General features: G+C 62.4%; 14 protein-coding genes. 4 read left to right on the top strand and 10 right to left on the bottom strand.

Features of this window, described 5'->3' with window-relative positions; all coding sequences use genetic code 11:
- Nucleotide 1: 1 nt before the first annotated feature.
- The 3 genes from YH3_RS16370 to YH3_RS16360 all read right to left on the bottom strand — a co-directional run bounded on the left by YH3_RS16370 (nucleotide 2) and on the right by YH3_RS16360 (nucleotide 4,199).
- Nucleotides 2-2,182: an acyl-CoA dehydrogenase gene (locus YH3_RS16370; RefSeq protein WP_064443726.1), complete on the bottom strand. Its 2,181-nt coding sequence runs from the start codon at nucleotides 2,180-2,182 to the stop codon at nucleotides 2-4.
- A gap of 34 nt (nucleotides 2,183-2,216) precedes the next feature.
- A complete protein-coding gene (locus tag YH3_RS16365; protein WP_064444210.1) occupies nucleotides 2,217-3,380 on the bottom strand; it encodes a steroid 3-ketoacyl-CoA thiolase in 1,164 nt (387 codons plus the stop codon).
- A 192-nt stretch (nucleotides 3,381-3,572) separates the two neighbouring features.
- On the bottom strand, nucleotides 3,573-4,199 hold the full coding sequence (locus YH3_RS16360; protein ID WP_030536987.1) for a TetR family transcriptional regulator: 627 nt from the start codon (nucleotides 4,197-4,199) through the stop codon (nucleotides 3,573-3,575).
- 153 nt (nucleotides 4,200-4,352) lie between these two features.
- On the opposite strand from YH3_RS16360, the gene YH3_RS16355 reads away from it, so the two are divergent.
- Nucleotides 4,353-5,885: an FAD-dependent oxidoreductase gene (locus tag YH3_RS16355; protein WP_037128865.1), complete on the top strand. Its 1,533-nt coding sequence runs from the start codon at nucleotides 4,353-4,355 to the stop codon at nucleotides 5,883-5,885.
- 79 nt (nucleotides 5,886-5,964) lie between these two features.
- On the opposite strand, the gene YH3_RS16350 is transcribed toward YH3_RS16355, so the two are convergent.
- From YH3_RS16350 to hsaA, 7 genes are all read right to left on the bottom strand, one after another.
- A complete protein-coding gene (locus YH3_RS16350) occupies nucleotides 5,965-6,516 on the bottom strand; it encodes a pyridoxamine 5'-phosphate oxidase family protein (RefSeq protein ID WP_030536985.1) in 552 nt (183 codons plus the stop codon).
- A 30-nt stretch (nucleotides 6,517-6,546) separates the two neighbouring features.
- Nucleotides 6,547-7,563, bottom strand: coding sequence for a TIGR03617 family F420-dependent LLM class oxidoreductase (locus tag YH3_RS16345; RefSeq protein ID WP_042924836.1), 1,017 nt, complete (start codon nucleotides 7,561-7,563; stop codon nucleotides 6,547-6,549).
- 1 nt (nucleotide 7,564) lies between these two features.
- On the bottom strand, nucleotides 7,565-8,446 hold the full coding sequence (locus YH3_RS16340) for an SMP-30/gluconolactonase/LRE family protein (protein ID WP_030536983.1): 882 nt from the start codon (nucleotides 8,444-8,446) through the stop codon (nucleotides 7,565-7,567).
- Nucleotides 8,447-8,526: 80 nt separating this feature from the next.
- Nucleotides 8,527-8,988 carry an SRPBCC domain-containing protein gene (locus YH3_RS16335; protein WP_042448421.1) on the bottom strand — a complete coding sequence of 154 codons (462 nt, stop codon included), beginning with the start codon at nucleotides 8,986-8,988 and terminating at the stop codon, nucleotides 8,527-8,529.
- On the bottom strand, nucleotides 8,981-9,340 hold the full coding sequence (locus tag YH3_RS16330; protein ID WP_003940373.1) for a helix-turn-helix transcriptional regulator: 360 nt from the start codon (nucleotides 9,338-9,340) through the stop codon (nucleotides 8,981-8,983). The genes YH3_RS16335 and YH3_RS16330 overlap by 8 nt, the downstream gene beginning before the upstream one ends.
- A gap of 65 nt (nucleotides 9,341-9,405) precedes the next feature.
- Complete coding sequence (locus tag YH3_RS16325) at nucleotides 9,406-10,698, bottom strand: glutamine synthetase family protein (RefSeq protein ID WP_007732696.1); 1,293 nt, start codon at nucleotides 10,696-10,698, stop codon at nucleotides 9,406-9,408.
- Between the two features lie 38 nt (nucleotides 10,699-10,736).
- Nucleotides 10,737-11,903 (bottom strand): 3-hydroxy-9,10-secoandrosta-1,3,5(10)-triene-9,17-dione monooxygenase oxygenase subunit, encoded by a 1,167-nt coding sequence (hsaA, locus tag YH3_RS16320; RefSeq protein ID WP_042448427.1) that lies wholly within the window; start codon nucleotides 11,901-11,903, stop codon nucleotides 10,737-10,739.
- A 237-nt stretch (nucleotides 11,904-12,140) separates the two neighbouring features.
- Between hsaA and YH3_RS16315 the strand changes: the two genes are divergently transcribed.
- Genes YH3_RS16315 through YH3_RS16305 form a run of 3 tightly spaced genes read left to right on the top strand, consistent with a single transcriptional unit; the run spans nucleotide 12,141 to nucleotide 14,397 of the window.
- Nucleotides 12,141-13,304: a Rieske 2Fe-2S domain-containing protein gene (locus YH3_RS16315; RefSeq protein ID WP_003940257.1), complete on the top strand. Its 1,164-nt coding sequence runs from the start codon at nucleotides 12,141-12,143 to the stop codon at nucleotides 13,302-13,304.
- A complete protein-coding gene (locus tag YH3_RS16310) occupies nucleotides 13,282-13,578 on the top strand; it encodes a hypothetical protein (protein ID WP_064443725.1) in 297 nt (98 codons plus the stop codon). The genes YH3_RS16315 and YH3_RS16310 overlap by 23 nt, the downstream gene beginning before the upstream one ends.
- Before the next feature lie 30 nt (nucleotides 13,579-13,608).
- Nucleotides 13,609-14,397 carry an SDR family oxidoreductase gene (locus YH3_RS16305; RefSeq protein ID WP_020909164.1) on the top strand — a complete coding sequence of 263 codons (789 nt, stop codon included), beginning with the start codon at nucleotides 13,609-13,611 and terminating at the stop codon, nucleotides 14,395-14,397.
- Nucleotides 14,398-14,405 lie beyond the last annotated feature (8 nt).

Below are 14,405 nucleotides of genomic sequence, written 5' to 3'. Positions count from 1 at the left end.
GTCACTTTCCCGGTTCAGGGTCGCGAGGCAGACCCAGGATTCGCTCACCGATGATGTTGAGCTGAACATTGGTTGTACCACCCGCGATGGACATGCACTGCGAGTTCAAGAACATCTGGGTTGCAGACATCCGATGCTGTTCGCCCAGAAGTGAACTCGGTCCGGCCCACTCCATTGCCACGTCCCAGACCTGCTGGATGTGCTCGACACCGATCAGCTTCGCCACCGAGGATTCGGCACCCGGCTGCGCGCCGGTGAGCGAGCGCAGCGTGGTGCGCAGACCGAGCAGACCACCGGATTGCGCGTCGCACAGCACCTTTCCGAGCACGGTCAGCTGCTCGTCGTCGATGCCACCGGGCAGTCCGTCGACCAGGCTCAGAAGAGCCTCGCCACCCGATCCGAGCGACGAGTCGTTGGACAGCGAGACACGCTCGTTGGCCAGCGTGGTGCGAGCGAGCTTCCAGCCGTCGCCTGGCTCGCCGACCAGGCACTCGTCGGGAACGAAGACGTCGTCGAAGAAGACTTCGTTGAACAGTGCTTCACCGGTGATCTCGCGCAGCGGACGAATGTCGAGGCCACTGTTCTTGATGTCGATGAGGAAGTAGGACAGGCCCTTGTGCTTGGGTGCGTCGGCGTCGGTGCGCGCGAGGCAGATTCCCCAGTGCGCGTCGCGTGCCATCGACGTCCACACCTTCTGGCCCTGCAACTTCCAGCCACCGTCAACCTTGGTGGCCTTGGTGCTCAGCGCCGCGAGGTCGGAACCTGCGCCGGGCTCGGAGAAGAGCTGGCACCAGACGATGTCGCCGCGCAGTGACGGCGGGACGAACTTGGCAAGTTGCTCTTCGTTGCCGTGCGCGATGAGCGTCGGGATGACCCAGTTGCCGATGATCATGTCGTGCGGCTTCATCTTCGCAGCGCGTAGCTCTTCGGCGATGACCAGCTGGCTGACGGCATCGGCGGATTTGCCCCACGGAGCCGTGAAGTGCGGTGCGGTGTAGCCCTTTTCCGCGAGATACGTTTTCTGGGCGGCGCCTTCGAGTTCGAGTGCAGGAGCGAGCTCGGCTCGGACGTCGGCTCGGATCGCCTCGGCCTCGGGCGGCAGCTCGACGCTGAGCACGCGACGGGTTCCGGCAATGGTCAGCTCGGCAACGCGACGACGCCAGGATGCCGTGGAACCCAGCAGAATTCGCAGGGACTGCGCGCGGCGCAGGTACAGGTGCGCGTCGTGCTCCCACGTGTAGCCGATTCCGCCGAGCACCTGGATGCAGTCACGCGTGACGGAGAAGCCAGCCTCGAGGGCCGTGGCTCCGGCGACGGCTGCTGCGAGAGAAGCCTCTTCGGCACCGACGCCGTTGGCGGGAGTCAGCGCGCGCGCAGCGTCCCAAGCGCAGACGCGTGCCTGCTCGGAAAGCGCGAGCATACGTGCAGCCTTGTGCTTGACACCCTGGAACTGGCCGATTGGGCGACCGAACTGCTGACGCACCTTCGCGTAGTCGGCCGACGTCGTGACTGCCCAGTCGGCCAAGCCTGATGCCTCGGCCGCGAACAGTGTTGCGGCAATGTCGAGTACACGCTGGGTATCGATGGTGAGGATCTCGGAATCGGTGAGCACCAAACCGTCGACGGTGACCTCGGAGTTACGACGCACGACGTCGTAGCTGGCCAAGTCCGTGACCTCGAGGCGGTCACGTCCGAGCAGAACGAATCCGCTGTCCGTCGCGAGGAGGAACAGGTCAGCGACATGGCCGCCGAGAATAAGGCTGGACGTTCCGCTGAGGGTGGTGTTGTCGCCGTCGCGGGTGATCTTCAGCGAACCCGGCTGTAGTGCAACAGCTCCGAGCGTGCTGCCATCCACGAGCGTCGGCAGTCTGTCCGTTTCTCCGGCATCGCTGAGAACAGCGCTGACCACTACCGTCGGCAGGAATGGTCCGGGAACCATCGAGCGTCCAAGTTCCTCGACGACGATGGCGAGTTCGACCAATCCGTATCCTGCGCCGCCGAATTCCTCGGCTACGTGTAGTCCGAGAAGCCCCTGCTCGGCAAGCCCGTTCCAGAGTTGGGGGCGAGTTTCGACCTTCGCCTCGACGGCTTCACGGACGACGGTGGGTGTTGCGTGACGCGCCGCCCAGCCCCGTACGGAGTCGCGGAGGTCACGATCTTCTTCACTCAATCCAATAGTCATGTCTACCTCGTCAATTCGACAGTGTCAGTACGGGTCAGATGCGTTCGATAATGGTGGCGGTCGAGAGAGCGCCACCGGCGCACATCGTGACCAGAGCCGTCGACTTGTTCGAGCGCTCGAGTTCGTGCAGCGCAGTGGTGATCAGACGAGCGCCCGTGGAACCGACGGGATGTCCGAGCGCGATCGCACCACCGTTGACGTTGACCTTGGACAGGTCTGCGCCGTGAACCTGCGCCCAGGAGAGCACGACCGAGGCAAAGGCTTCGTTGATTTCGACGAGATCGATGTCGTCCAAGGTCATTTTGGCCTTGTCGAGCACCATCTGGGTGGACTCGATCGGTCCGTCCAGGTGATAGAAGGGATCGGATCCGACCATGCCGGACGCGACGATCCGCGCGCGGGGCTTCAATCCCAGTTCCTGTGCGCGCTCTTCGCTCATCAGCAGTACCGCAGCCGCGCCATCACTGATCTGCGACGAGTTGCCGGCGGTGTGGATATGGCCTTCGATGACCGGCTTGAGCCCAGCCAGCGCTTCTGCCGTCGTCTCACGCAGTCCCCCGTCGCGAGTGACAGTGGCGATCTCACCGGTAGGCACGCCTTCCTTGTCCACCACGGGAGCCTTGACGGGCACGATCTCGCGGTCGAAGCGTCCTTCAGCCCAAGCCTGAGCTGCGCGGCGCTGCGATTCCAGACCGAACGCGTCGACGTCGGCGCGCGTGATCCCACGCTTCTCGGCAATTCGCTGCGCGGAGGTTAACTGGTCACCCATGTCGATGGTCCAGTCGTCCGGGTACGGGTTTCCCGTTCCGGGTGCGTTTGCCTGACCCAGGAACACACGGCTCATAGCCTCGACGCCGCAGCCGATACCGGCCGAGATCTGACCAGACGAAATCAGGCCGGAAATCAAATGCACTGCCTGCTGGGCGGATCCACAGGCGCAGTCGATAGTGGTTGCCGCGGTGCTGTACGGCAATCCGGCGTGCAGCCACGCCTGCCGCGTGACGTTGTTGGACTGCTCACCTGCCTGGGTGACACAGCCGCCGATGATCTGTCCGATGTCTTCCGGTGCGACGCCTGCCCGTTCGAGAACGCCGAGCTGCGCTGCTCCCAGAATCTCGGCGGGGTGCAGTCCCGCCAGGGCGCCGCGACGACGGCCGATAGGTGTCCGAGCGGCCTCGACGATGACTGCATGACCCATGATGTTCGCTCCTTCGTGGAGTTTTCGGTCGGTGAGCTGGCTCACCGTCTATTTTTCTGTAATTTATTCTATTAATGATGTCAGGGCAATGTCCGGATTGACATCAACTCTCAACTGATGCGGATTCAAAAATAGAATTTATTTCAATTTTGCGAACATGACGAACCCTCCCCAGAGAGGGGCGAAGTCACGTCAGTGCCGTGAGAGATTCACCAGAAGCAGGTCGCATCCCTTGCGGATGTCGTACTCCGCATCGGGGATGGAGATTCGACCGTTGAGGCACGATTGGATGACCCCGAACCACAGCTGCATCAGCAGACGCAACCCGGTGTTGTCTTCCTCGGTGGGGTTCTCGATCCCGGCCGCGTCGAGGATTATCTGCCGGAAGCCGCGATCGATCTTTCCCACGTCCGGCACCGTCGCGACGTTGGCGGTACTGGACGACTGCAGCATCGCAGTCGAGAGAGCCGGCCGACGCAGTAACCCGCGAGTCGCGCGAACCAATACCTCGTACACCGCATCCTGCGGATTGTCCGACTGAACCTGATGCCTGACAAAGCTGGCACCGATCTGGTCGATCTGCTCGACCATCACAGCGACGAAGAGGTGCGTCTTCGAGGGGAAATAGCGATAAAGAGTGCCGATGGCCACGCCCGCCCGCTTGGCGACCTCGTGCATCTGTACCCGTGAGAGTTCCTTCTCGGTCCCCAATTCGGCTGCCGCTTCCAGCATCCGCACATGGCGCGCCCGCTGCTCGTCCGAACTGGGCTCTGCAGCGTCCCTGACCTCGGCAATTCTCGGCAACGTCGCCCCCATCATCGATTCTGTGTCCCGGTCGCGAACGACCTCGCCAATTCTCTCATCTCGACCACCCATCTCGGCATATTGCCCGCTCAGTGGGACCTGGCATGGCCTTCTATCCCCGTGCGGTATTCCGTGGACACCCCACCCTCTTGGAGTAAGGACGCAATGATGCAGGACTGGACCACCGAGTGCGACGTGTTGGTAGTCGGCTCCGGCGGCGGCGCGCTGACCGGCGCATACACCGCGGCAGCTCGAGGATTGACGACGATCGTCCTCGAGAAAACCGATCGCTTCGGCGGAACTTCCGCGTACTCGGGCGCATCCATCTGGCTGCCGGGAACCCAAGTACAGGAACGTGCGGGACTCCCCGACTCGACGGAGAACGCACGCACCTATCTGCGCGCATTGCTCGGCGACGCCGAGTCCGAGCGCCAGGATGCCTATGTCGAGACCGCTCCCGATGTCGTCGCACTACTCGAGCAGAACCCGCACATCGAATTCGAGTTCCGTGCGTTCCCCGACTACTACAAGGCCGAAGGCCGGATGGACACGGGACGCTCCATCAACCCTCTCGATCTCGATCCCGCCGACATCGGTGACCTCGCCGGCAAGGTGCGTCCGGAACTCGACCAAGACCGCACCGGTCAGGATCATGCTCCCGGCCCGATGATCGGTGGGCGCGCACTGATCGGCCGACTGCTGGCCGCAGTCCAGAGCACCGGTAACGCAGAACTTCGTACCGAATCCATCCTCACCTCCCTGATCGTGGAAGACGGTCGGGTTGTCGGCGCCGAGGTCGAATCCGGCGGCGAAACCCAGCGAATCAAGGCGAACCGCGGTGTGCTGATGGCAGCGGGCGGCATCGAAGGCAACGCCGAGATGCGTGAGCAGGCCGGCACCCCCGGCAAAGCGATCTGGAGTATGGGTCCCTTCGGCGCCAACACCGGTGACGCGATCTCCGCCGGAATTGCTGTCGGTGGCGCAACCGCTTTGCTCGATCAGGCGTGGTTCTGCCCCGGCGTCGAGCAGCCGGACGGCAGCGCCGCATTCATGGTCGGCGTTCGCGGCGGACTCGTCGTCGACAACGCGGGCGAGCGTTACCTCAACGAGTCTCTCCCGTACGACCAGTTCGGCCGGGCCATGGATGCGCACGACGACAACGGTTCTGCAGTGCCGTCGTTCATGATCTTCGACTCGCGCGAGGGTGGCGGACTGCCTGCCATCTGCATCCCGAACACGGCGCCCGCCAAGCACCTCGAGGCCGGAACCTGGGTCGCCGCCGACACTCTCGAAGAACTCGCCGCCAAGACCGGACTGCCGGCCGACGCATTGCGCAGCACTGTCGAAAAGTTCAACGACGCCGCAAAGCTGGGAGTCGACGAAGAGTTCCATCGCGGCGAAGACCCGTACGACGCATTCTTCTGCCCACCCAACGGCGGCGCGAATGCGGCACTGACGGCGATCGAGAACGGTCCGTTCTACGCGGCCCGCATCGTCCTCAGTGACCTCGGCACCAAGGGCGGATTGGTCACCGACGTCAACGGTCGAGTCCTGCGTGCCGACGGCAGCGCCATCGACGGCCTGTACGCCGCCGGCAACACGAGCGCGTCACTGAGCGGCCGCTTCTACCCCGGTCCTGGCGTTCCGCTCGGCACGGCCATGGTCTTCTCGTACCGAGCAGCCCAGGACATGGCGAAGTAACCAGCACAACGAGGACGTGGGGCAGGCAATGTCAGAATCACCTGCCCCACACTCTTTCGCACGGCGACGCGATTTTGTATCACTCCAGGTCGATACCGGGCAACCCGTCCACACTCTTCGCGTTCTTCTCGGCGCGATAGGCGATGAGCCGCTCCGGCCCCCTCTTCTCCGCTACGCGGTCGAGCACGTCACGATCGGATTGGTAGTCCATCAGCGGTACTGCGAATCCGCACGAATCCGAAATGCGCGTCAGATCGACCACGACGATCGACCGCAGCCCCGGGTGCTCAGGGAACCTACCGACAAGCTCGTTGAACGGTTCCGACCCTGCAAGCAGAACGTGTCCGTGACCGTGCAGTCGTACGATCTTCGGTGGTCCGTCAAACGCCATGAACATCAGTGTTATTCGGGAGTTCTCGCGCACGTGCGCGATGGTTTCCACACCGCTGCCGGTGAGGTCGAGGTACGCCACCCGGTTGGATGTCAGCACCACAAACGATCCGACTCCCCCTTTGGGTGAGCAATTGACCAACCCGTCAGCAGACAACGGTGCGGTGGCAACGACGAACAGCGGTTGAGCCTGCAACCACGTGGTGAGCTTTTCATCGATGCCTTCGTAGACGCGCCCCATGTCGAGAGTGTAGTTCGCGCCGACTGGACGTCACGGGGCAGACGCTGCGGCGGCTCGAATCTCCTCACACATCGCTGCGAAGACGCGGTCGTCGGCGGGATTCGCCGGCACCGCCAGTGCAATGCCGTCGCAGAGACTCGCGTATTTCGAACTCAGCACCTCGGGGAGTTCGGCGTAGGTGCATTGCGTGACCAGCCTGTCGAGAACATCGTCGGTGAGGACGTCAGGTAGTCGAGCCCAATCACCTGCCCGCGCCATCACTGTCAGTTCTTCCCCGACCTCGGATAATCCGAGGACCTCCAGCGCGACTCGGTACGCCGGAGTGGAGTAGAGAAAGGCAAGTTCACTGCGCACCGCTTCTCGTTGAGCAAGTATCGCGGCAGGATCTTTGCCGGTGATCATCTTCGGAACGGCAATCAGTCGCGGCTTCCTTCCTCCTGCCGTCAACGATGGAATGATCCTCTCCGCGAGCACCTTCGGATGGGAGCTGGTGGGGTGAGAAACAAAACCGTCGGCGACGGCTCCCGCCAGTGAGCACATGCGCGAGTTCACTCCCCCGGTCCAGATCTCCGGAGCCGGAACATCGAGCGGCCCGGGATTGAAGTAGGGCTGCAGCCGGTCGAAGGTGTAGTGCGTTCCGGCATGGTCGAGTTCACCGCCCTCCTGAAACACTCGGAAGATCTCGCGTACAGCGCTGACGTAATCACGCAGTTGCGCAACAGGATCCGTCCACGGCATCGAGTACCGCCCGACGATGTTCCCACGCACCTGCGTCGCAAGCCCCAGTTGAAATCGTCCACCCGAGAAACCCGCAAGATCCCAGGCAGCCAAAGCCGTCACCATGGGACTGCGCGCAAACGCGACAACCATCGACGTCCGGACAGTGAGAGTACTGCTGTGCTCGACGGCCAGGGCCGCCACCGCAAACGGATCACGAATGGTTTCGGAGATGTGCACCGTGTCGAAACCAAGGTTCTCGATGCGTCGGACGTGCTGAGCTACCTGCCGCAGCGGAGTGTCGGCAGGTAGCGAGGTCACCAATTCCATATCAGCTCAAAGGCTCCAGGCGAATCGACAGCAGCTTTCCTTCGGTAGCCACCTTGCGAGCGTGTTCATTGAAATCCGGGGCGGCACAAACGAACAGGGTACGACCGTCGGAACCGCCGAGTCCGCAAGCGAAGACACCGCTGTCGAAGGCAATTTCGTCGACTATCTCCCCGCTGGCGCCCACATGAAGAACACGGCTTCCGAGGGCATCGGCCACCCACATCGAATCGTCTCCGTCGATACAACACCCGTCCGCCGCAACGACGATCTGAGCGAGGGTGGTCTCCATCTCGGGTCCACCAGGCACCGGCCCGAACGACGCCCAGTCGCGGCGTTCACCCAGAGAGCCGTCGGCCTGGACGGCAAACGCACTGATTCGATTTCCCAGCGTTTCGTCCACGAGCAGATCTCCGGTCGACGTCAGAGCCATTCCGTTGGGGAAGTGGAGATCTCGCGCGACGACGTGCACCGATCCGTCGGGGTCGACGCGGAGGAGATCTGCCGTCTCGACGGGGGCCAGGTTCATCAGATCGAACCCGAAGTTGCCCACGTACGCTCGTCCCTGTGCGTCGACCAGCATGTCGTTGACGTTGGCACTGACGTACCCGGACAAGTCTGCGTGCACCACCAACTCGCCATCGGATTCTCGCCGCAGAATCTTCTGGTCCCGCATGGAGACGACCAGTAATCTGCCGTCCGGAAGCCACCCCAGCCCGGACGGCTGCCCTGGAACCTCCGCCTCGACGCGTATGTCTGTCCCGTCCTCGCAGGCCGAAATCACCTGGTAGGTGTAGAAGTCCGATACCCAGATCCGGTTCTCGTGCCAGCGCGGGCATTCGAAGTAGGTGTATCCCTCGAGAACTACCGCAACTTCTGGTGCCATCAGGCTCTCCTGCGTCGGTGACGAATGGACTATCAGCCCATTCAATCACCGGCACCGCTGTCGCGGTGTCCGATTCCCGACTAGTCGCCGGCGCGAACTTCGTCCAACACGTCGAAAGCGGATTCCCATCCGTCGTACACATTCCCGTCACCCTTGAATCCCGGAATTCCTACCAGGTGGAAGGTCATCTCGGTTTTGTCACCCCGTTCTGCGAGCGTGACCGTTATCCGAGGTGCGGCATCCACCGGATCACTCGGATTTCCCCAGGTGAAGACCAGCCTCTTCGGCTCGTCGACCTCGAGATAGGTTCCGCCGGTGGGGTACTCGGCTCCGTTCTCGTCGTTGATCATCAGGTAGCGGTACGTTCCGCCAACTCTGGGATCGATCGTGACATGCTCACGAGGACTGCTGACACCCTTCGGATGCCACCAGCGCGCCGCCTCGTCGGGGTCGGTCCACGCCTGCCAGACAAGGTCGCGCGGCGCGTCGAAGATCCGGGTGATGGTGAATTCTGCAGTGGCATCGACGTTCTGGTCACTCATTGTCCTTCTCCTTCTTCGGTCGACGTTGTTTCAGCTCACGTAGACGCTCGTCGAGGAGGTCGAAGCGTTCGTTCCAGCCTCGCCGGTGTTCGTCGACCCAGGCGCTGGCGTCGTCGAGACCCTCTGCGCGAAGGGTGCACGTGCGCCATTGCGCGGTGGCGGTTCGTTCGATGAGACCGGCTCGCTCGAGCACCTTCAAATGCTGAGAGATGGCGGGTCGACTCATTTCGAACGGCTCGGCCAACTCACCGACGGTCATCGAACCATCAGTGAGGCGAGAGAGCATTTCACGCCTCGTCGGGTCGGCCAATGCGCTGAACACTGCATCGAGTCGGCCGCTTCGCTCGTCCATGTAAGCAACTCCTTAATTAAGGAATAGCTTAAACATAGGACTCGACATCTTGCGCGTCAACCCTTTCAGCTCCAGGTATATCGAAGCCGCTCGACGGTTGTCGCCTCGTCCATCTGCGAGAAAGTCTCGCGCTCAACTCCCTTCACTGACACCATCGCTTCGATGATCGACTCCCCGAAGATTTCCTTCGCCACCGAGGAGGAGTTGAACTTCTGCACTATCTCGCGCAGATCGGTGGGGACTCGGGTCACCCCGCGCTCATCACGTTCCGCCTCCGTGAGAGTCGACGGGTTCACCACAATTTCCGGCGGCAATGGCGAGGCATTGCCGATACCGATATGCGAAAGGCCAAGTATCGCAGCGGTCGCCAGATACGGGTTGGCCGATGGATCGACGATTTTCACTTCGGCGTTGGCGCCGTGTGGATTCGACGGTGACTCGGCGCAGAACCTCAGTGCCGCTTCCCGGTTCTCGAGCCCCCAACAGACGTAGGCCCCCGACCAATTGTCCGGTCGCAGCCTGACCCCGGAGAGCGGTGAGGACGCAAAGATGGCCGTGAATTCCGCGAGGTGAGAGAGGATTCCACCCAAAGCTGACGATCCTTTGTCGGTCATCCCGTACTCCTGCCCGCCACCGGAGAAGACGGGCCGCCCACCTGAGTTCAACGAAAAGTGCTGGTGTGCACCGTTCCCTGCACCTCCGACCGTAGGTATCGGTGAAAACGAGGCCGCCAATCCGTGGGCTCTGGCAGTGCGGCTGATCAAGATCCGGGCCAGTATCACCAGGTCGGCAGCCTGAACAGGAGTTGCCGGAGCGATGGAGATCTCGAATTGATCCGGTCCGTACTCTGCATGCACTTGCTCGATATGAAGTTGTGCGCGTTCGGCATTGCGCAGAAGGTCCTTGAGGAAGTCCTCGCGGAGCAGGACTGCACCTAACCCGTACGCCGACCACGCTCCGTTGCACGCATCACCGAAAAGAGTGAACTCGATCTCGTGACCCACCCGAGCTTCCAGTCCGTCGGCGGCAAGCCGCGCCACGACGGCAGTGAGTGCGGACCGAGTACACACGGCAGCCGTCGCACCGTCTTGCTCGTGCAACGTCGCCGGCGCCCACGACACGCCCCCGCCGAGATCACGGAGGTCGGAGCGGTCGATACGCAACCGGAGATCACCCACGACGGAAAAGGAATCGGTGAAGGCAATCCGATCGTCGCTACAGAAGACGTTCCAGCTCGGTGAGACTCCCGCACCGGCTTTCTCGAAGACACCGGTTCGGCCGGCCGGCATCACCTTCGCGCGCGCGACACCCGCCATGTCGACGATCGAGCCGATGGTCAGAGCCGGTACTTCCCTCATCCAAAGGCAAATACCCCACCCGGTGACGCGCCAACCCGTCAGATCAGGTTGTCCTCCACCGGCAGTCCGAACGCCGCCCGGCCGTAGAGCGCCAACGCGCGCTCGGGTTCGTTGGCAACGTGAACGCTGCCCGCATGAACGTCACGCCACGCACGCTCGATCGGGTTTCCGCGAGAGAGGGAGTTCCCGCCTGCCGTCTTGAAAAGCATGTCGATCGCTTCCACCGAGCGTTCCGTCGCACGAACCTGATCACGACGCGCACGCAGCCTCATCGAGAGTGGGAGCTCCTGACCGGCCACAGCAAGTTCGTACATCTCCCGGATATTGCGATCCATCTGCAGAATCGCAGCATCGATCTCCGACGACGCACGTGCGACGGCGACCTGAGCGAACTGATCCTCGCTGAACCGTCCACCACCCAAACTCAGACGGACGCGCTCACGCATCACGTCCAGGTACCCCTCGTAACAACCGGCGACGATGCCCACACACGGAGCGGCAACCGTCGAGGTGAAGATACTCCCGAACGGAAGCTTGTACAGCGGACCAGGATTGACTGCTTGGCCTGGGCCGCGAAGTTGTGCGGTCTCGTAGTTGCGCTTCAATCGGTGCTCGGGAACGAAGGCCTTGTCGACCACGATCTCGTTGCTCGCGGTGCCGCGCATCCCCACGACATCCCAGACATCTCGGATCTCGTAATCCGTACGCGGCACCAACACCGTCATGAAATCGACGGGACGACCATCCATGCCGACCACCATCGCGCCCAGCAATGCCCAACTCGCGTGATCACAGCCGGAAGAGAAGCCCCACTGGCCCGACAGTTCGTAACCACCGTCCACCGCCGTCAGTCGACCGACCGGCGCGTAGGCGGACGAGATGAGCGTCGTCTGATCCTCTCCCCACACGTCGGCCTGCGCTCGGTCGTCGAAAAGTGCAAGATGCCACGGGTGCACCCCCACCACCGACGCGACCCAACCGGTCGAGCCGCAGGCAGCCGAGATGGCCCTGACCACTTCGTAGAACTGAACCGGGTCGCTCTCGGCACCTCCGTATCTTTTCGGCGCCAGCATGGAGAAGACGCCGGCTTCGGACAGCTCCCGGATGGTCCGTTCGGAGATCTTGCGCGAATCGTCGACCTTCTGAGCGCGGGCCGCGATCTTCGGGAGCAGATCACGGACTGAACTCAGAACCTTGTTGACCATGGGAGACACTCCTCGCACCGAACCGTGAGGGAGCGGATCGGCAGATAGACATAACGGCTGCCCCGTCACGATATGTCGGTCACGCGTTCCGGTGATCGGAAGTCCCGGAGGCCGGGATCAGCCGCCGGATCCTCGCGCTCGCCGCTGGTCCCGGCCAGTGAGACGAGACTTCAGAGGCAATTCACGCTCCCCTAGCGTCGGGCGTCGACACTGCCCCTGGAAAGGACGGGACTCATCGTGACGATCACTCAGTCCGACAACGACGAGGTTCGCGAGATCCAAGCTGGAACCGCGCCTACACGCTTTGCGCGTGGATGGCACTGCATTGGACTCACGGAGTCCTTCAAGGACGGCCAGCCGCACTCCATCGAGGCGTTCGGCACCAAACTGGTCGTCTTCGCCGACAGTGAAGGCAACGTCAAGATCCTCGACGCGTACTGCCGTCACATGGGTGGCGACTTGAGCCAGGGCACCATCAAGGGCGACGCCATTGCCTGTCCGTTCCACGATTGGCGCTGGGGCGGCAACGGCAAGTGCCAGAAGATTCCGTACGCACGCCGCGTCCCCCCGCTGGCCAAGACGCGCGCCTGGCAAACCCTCGACCAGGACGGCATGCTCTTCGTCTGGCATGACCCCGAGGGCAACCCGCCGACCGACGACGTGGCTATCCCCCGCATCGAAGGCGCGCTCAGCGACGAGTGGAGCGACTGGGTCTGGTACACCACGACCGTCGACACCAACTGCCGTGAAATCGTCGACAACATCGTCGACATGGCGCACTTCTTCTACGTGCACTACTCCTTCCCGACGTACTTCAAGAACGTCTTCGAAGGCCACGCCGCAACGCAGTACATGCGCGGCGTCGCTCGCTCGGACATGCGTCCCCACGCAGCAGGCACCCCGAAGATGGTCGGCAGCAACTCGGTTGCCACGTACTTCGGCCCCTCCTTCATGGTCGACGACCTGACCTACGAGTACGAGGACTACAACGTCGACTCTGTGCTCATCAACTGCCACTACCCGGTCAGCGCTGACAAGTTCGTGCTCCAGTACGGCATCATCGTCAAGAAGTCGGATCGCTTCCAGGGTGAAGCCGCCGACGCGATGGCCGCGAACTTCGGCACGTTCATCGCCAAGGGCTTCGAGCAGGACGTCGAGATCTGGAAGAACAAGACTCGCATCGAGAACCCGCTCCTGTGCGAAGAAGACGGCCCGGTCTACCAGCTCCGTCGCTGGTACGAACAGTTCTACGTCGATGTCGCGGACATCGCTCCCGAGATGACCGAGCGCTTCGAATTCGAACTCGACACCGCGCGACCCGTCGCAGCCTGGCAGAAGGAAGTCGAAGACAACCTCGCTGCAAAGAAGGCAGACGAAGATGCAGCCTCTTCCGTGCGCTGAGTGCAAGGCTCAGGTCCTGGTCCAGAAGAACAGTTGGGAACACACCACCGTTCAGTGGAGTGACCAGGCCCGCGCCCAGTGCCTCGAAATCGCCGACGACCGTGAATTCGGGCAGCGAGAGGGACGACCCGGTGCCCCTCGCAAGCAGTGCGGCGCCTTGATCGCGTCCATCGTGAACGCTGCAACAGCGGGCCAACTCGAGATCCTCAACGACGAGCCGGTGCCTCAGCCGATCGTCGACGACAGCGAACCCGTACCGACTCCGTTTCACTAGTCAAGCCAACATCTTTCGAAGAAGGTAGTAATGATCGATCCTCAGTACTACGGCCCGTGGGCAGTCATCGCCGGCGGTTCAGAAGGTGTCGGCGCAGGGTTCGCCGACGAGCTCAGCAAGATCGGCATCAACCTCGTTCTCATCGCCCGCAAGCCGGGCCCGCTCGAGGAGACCGCGGCCAAGGCACGCGCCAACGGCGTCGAAGTACGCACTCTCGCATTGGATCTGCTCGTTCCGGACGCGCTCGATCAGATCAAGGCTGTCACCGACGACGTCGAGGTTGGTCTCCTCATTTTCAACGCCGGCGCCAACAGCTACGGCCACGAGTTCGTCACCGGAGATCTGACGGGATTTGCCGGAGTCATCGAGCTGAACATCAACAAGCAGCTCGAACTCTCGCACCACTTCGGCGGATTGATGAAGGATCGCGGACGCGGCGGCATCATGCTGCTCGGTTCACTGGCCGGATTCATGGGCTCCGAGCACCAGAGCATCTACGCGGCGTCCAAGGCATTCGGGCGCATCTTCGCCGAAAGCCTGTGGCTCGAACTCCAGCCGTACGGCGTTCACGTCGTCGAGTTCATTCTCGGTGTCACTCGCACACCCGCTATGATTCGCGCGGGACTGAACTTCGACATCCCGGGCATGAACGTCGCAGAGCCCGAAGATGTTGCACGTGAAGGTCTCGAACACCTTGCCGACGGCCCGATCTGGGTGGCTGCAGGAAACTACGAAGGCGCCAAGAAGCGCAGTGGCTTCCCCCGAGACAAGATGGTCAAGGGCGCTGCCGAAGCGATGCGCAAGCTGCTCAACCGCTGACATCTGCT

The organism is Rhodococcus sp. YH3-3, from assembly GCF_001653035.1.
Lineage (GTDB): Bacteria > Actinomycetota > Actinomycetes > Mycobacteriales > Mycobacteriaceae > Rhodococcus_F > Rhodococcus_F qingshengii.
The sequence above is the reverse complement of the archived record's forward strand: the minus strand, read 5'-3'. Positions and strand labels throughout refer to the sequence as shown.

Coding starts and splice junctions, on each gene's coding strand:
- YH3_RS16330 (WP_003940373.1), bottom strand. CDS start 9,340: ATGGACGAGCGAAGCGGCCGACTCGATGCAGTGTTCAGCGCATTGGCC.
- YH3_RS16365 (WP_064444210.1), bottom strand. CDS start 3,380: ATGGGTCATGCAGTCATCGTCGAGGCCGCTCGGACACCTATCGGCCGT.
- YH3_RS16345 (WP_042924836.1), bottom strand. CDS start 7,563: ATGGAATTGGTGACCTCGCTACCTGCCGACACTCCGCTGCGGCAGGTA.
- YH3_RS16340 (WP_030536983.1), bottom strand. CDS start 8,446: ATGGCACCAGAAGTTGCGGTAGTTCTCGAGGGATACACCTACTTCGAA.
- YH3_RS16335 (WP_042448421.1), bottom strand. CDS start 8,988: ATGAGTGACCAGAACGTCGATGCCACTGCAGAATTCACCATCACCCGG.
- YH3_RS16310 (WP_064443725.1), top strand. CDS start 13,282: ATGCAGCCTCTTCCGTGCGCTGAGTGCAAGGCTCAGGTCCTGGTCCAG.
- YH3_RS16370 (WP_064443726.1), bottom strand. CDS start 2,182: ATGACTATTGGATTGAGTGAAGAAGATCGTGACCTCCGCGACTCCGTA.
- YH3_RS16355 (WP_037128865.1), top strand. CDS start 4,353: ATGCAGGACTGGACCACCGAGTGCGACGTGTTGGTAGTCGGCTCCGGC.
- YH3_RS16350 (WP_030536985.1), bottom strand. CDS start 6,516: ATGGGGCGCGTCTACGAAGGCATCGATGAAAAGCTCACCACGTGGTTG.
- YH3_RS16305 (WP_020909164.1), top strand. CDS start 13,609: ATGATCGATCCTCAGTACTACGGCCCGTGGGCAGTCATCGCCGGCGGT.
- YH3_RS16325 (WP_007732696.1), bottom strand. CDS start 10,698: ATGAGGGAAGTACCGGCTCTGACCATCGGCTCGATCGTCGACATGGCG.
- YH3_RS16360 (WP_030536987.1), bottom strand. CDS start 4,199: ATGATGGGGGCGACGTTGCCGAGAATTGCCGAGGTCAGGGACGCTGCA.
- hsaA (WP_042448427.1), bottom strand. CDS start 11,903: ATGGTCAACAAGGTTCTGAGTTCAGTCCGTGATCTGCTCCCGAAGATC.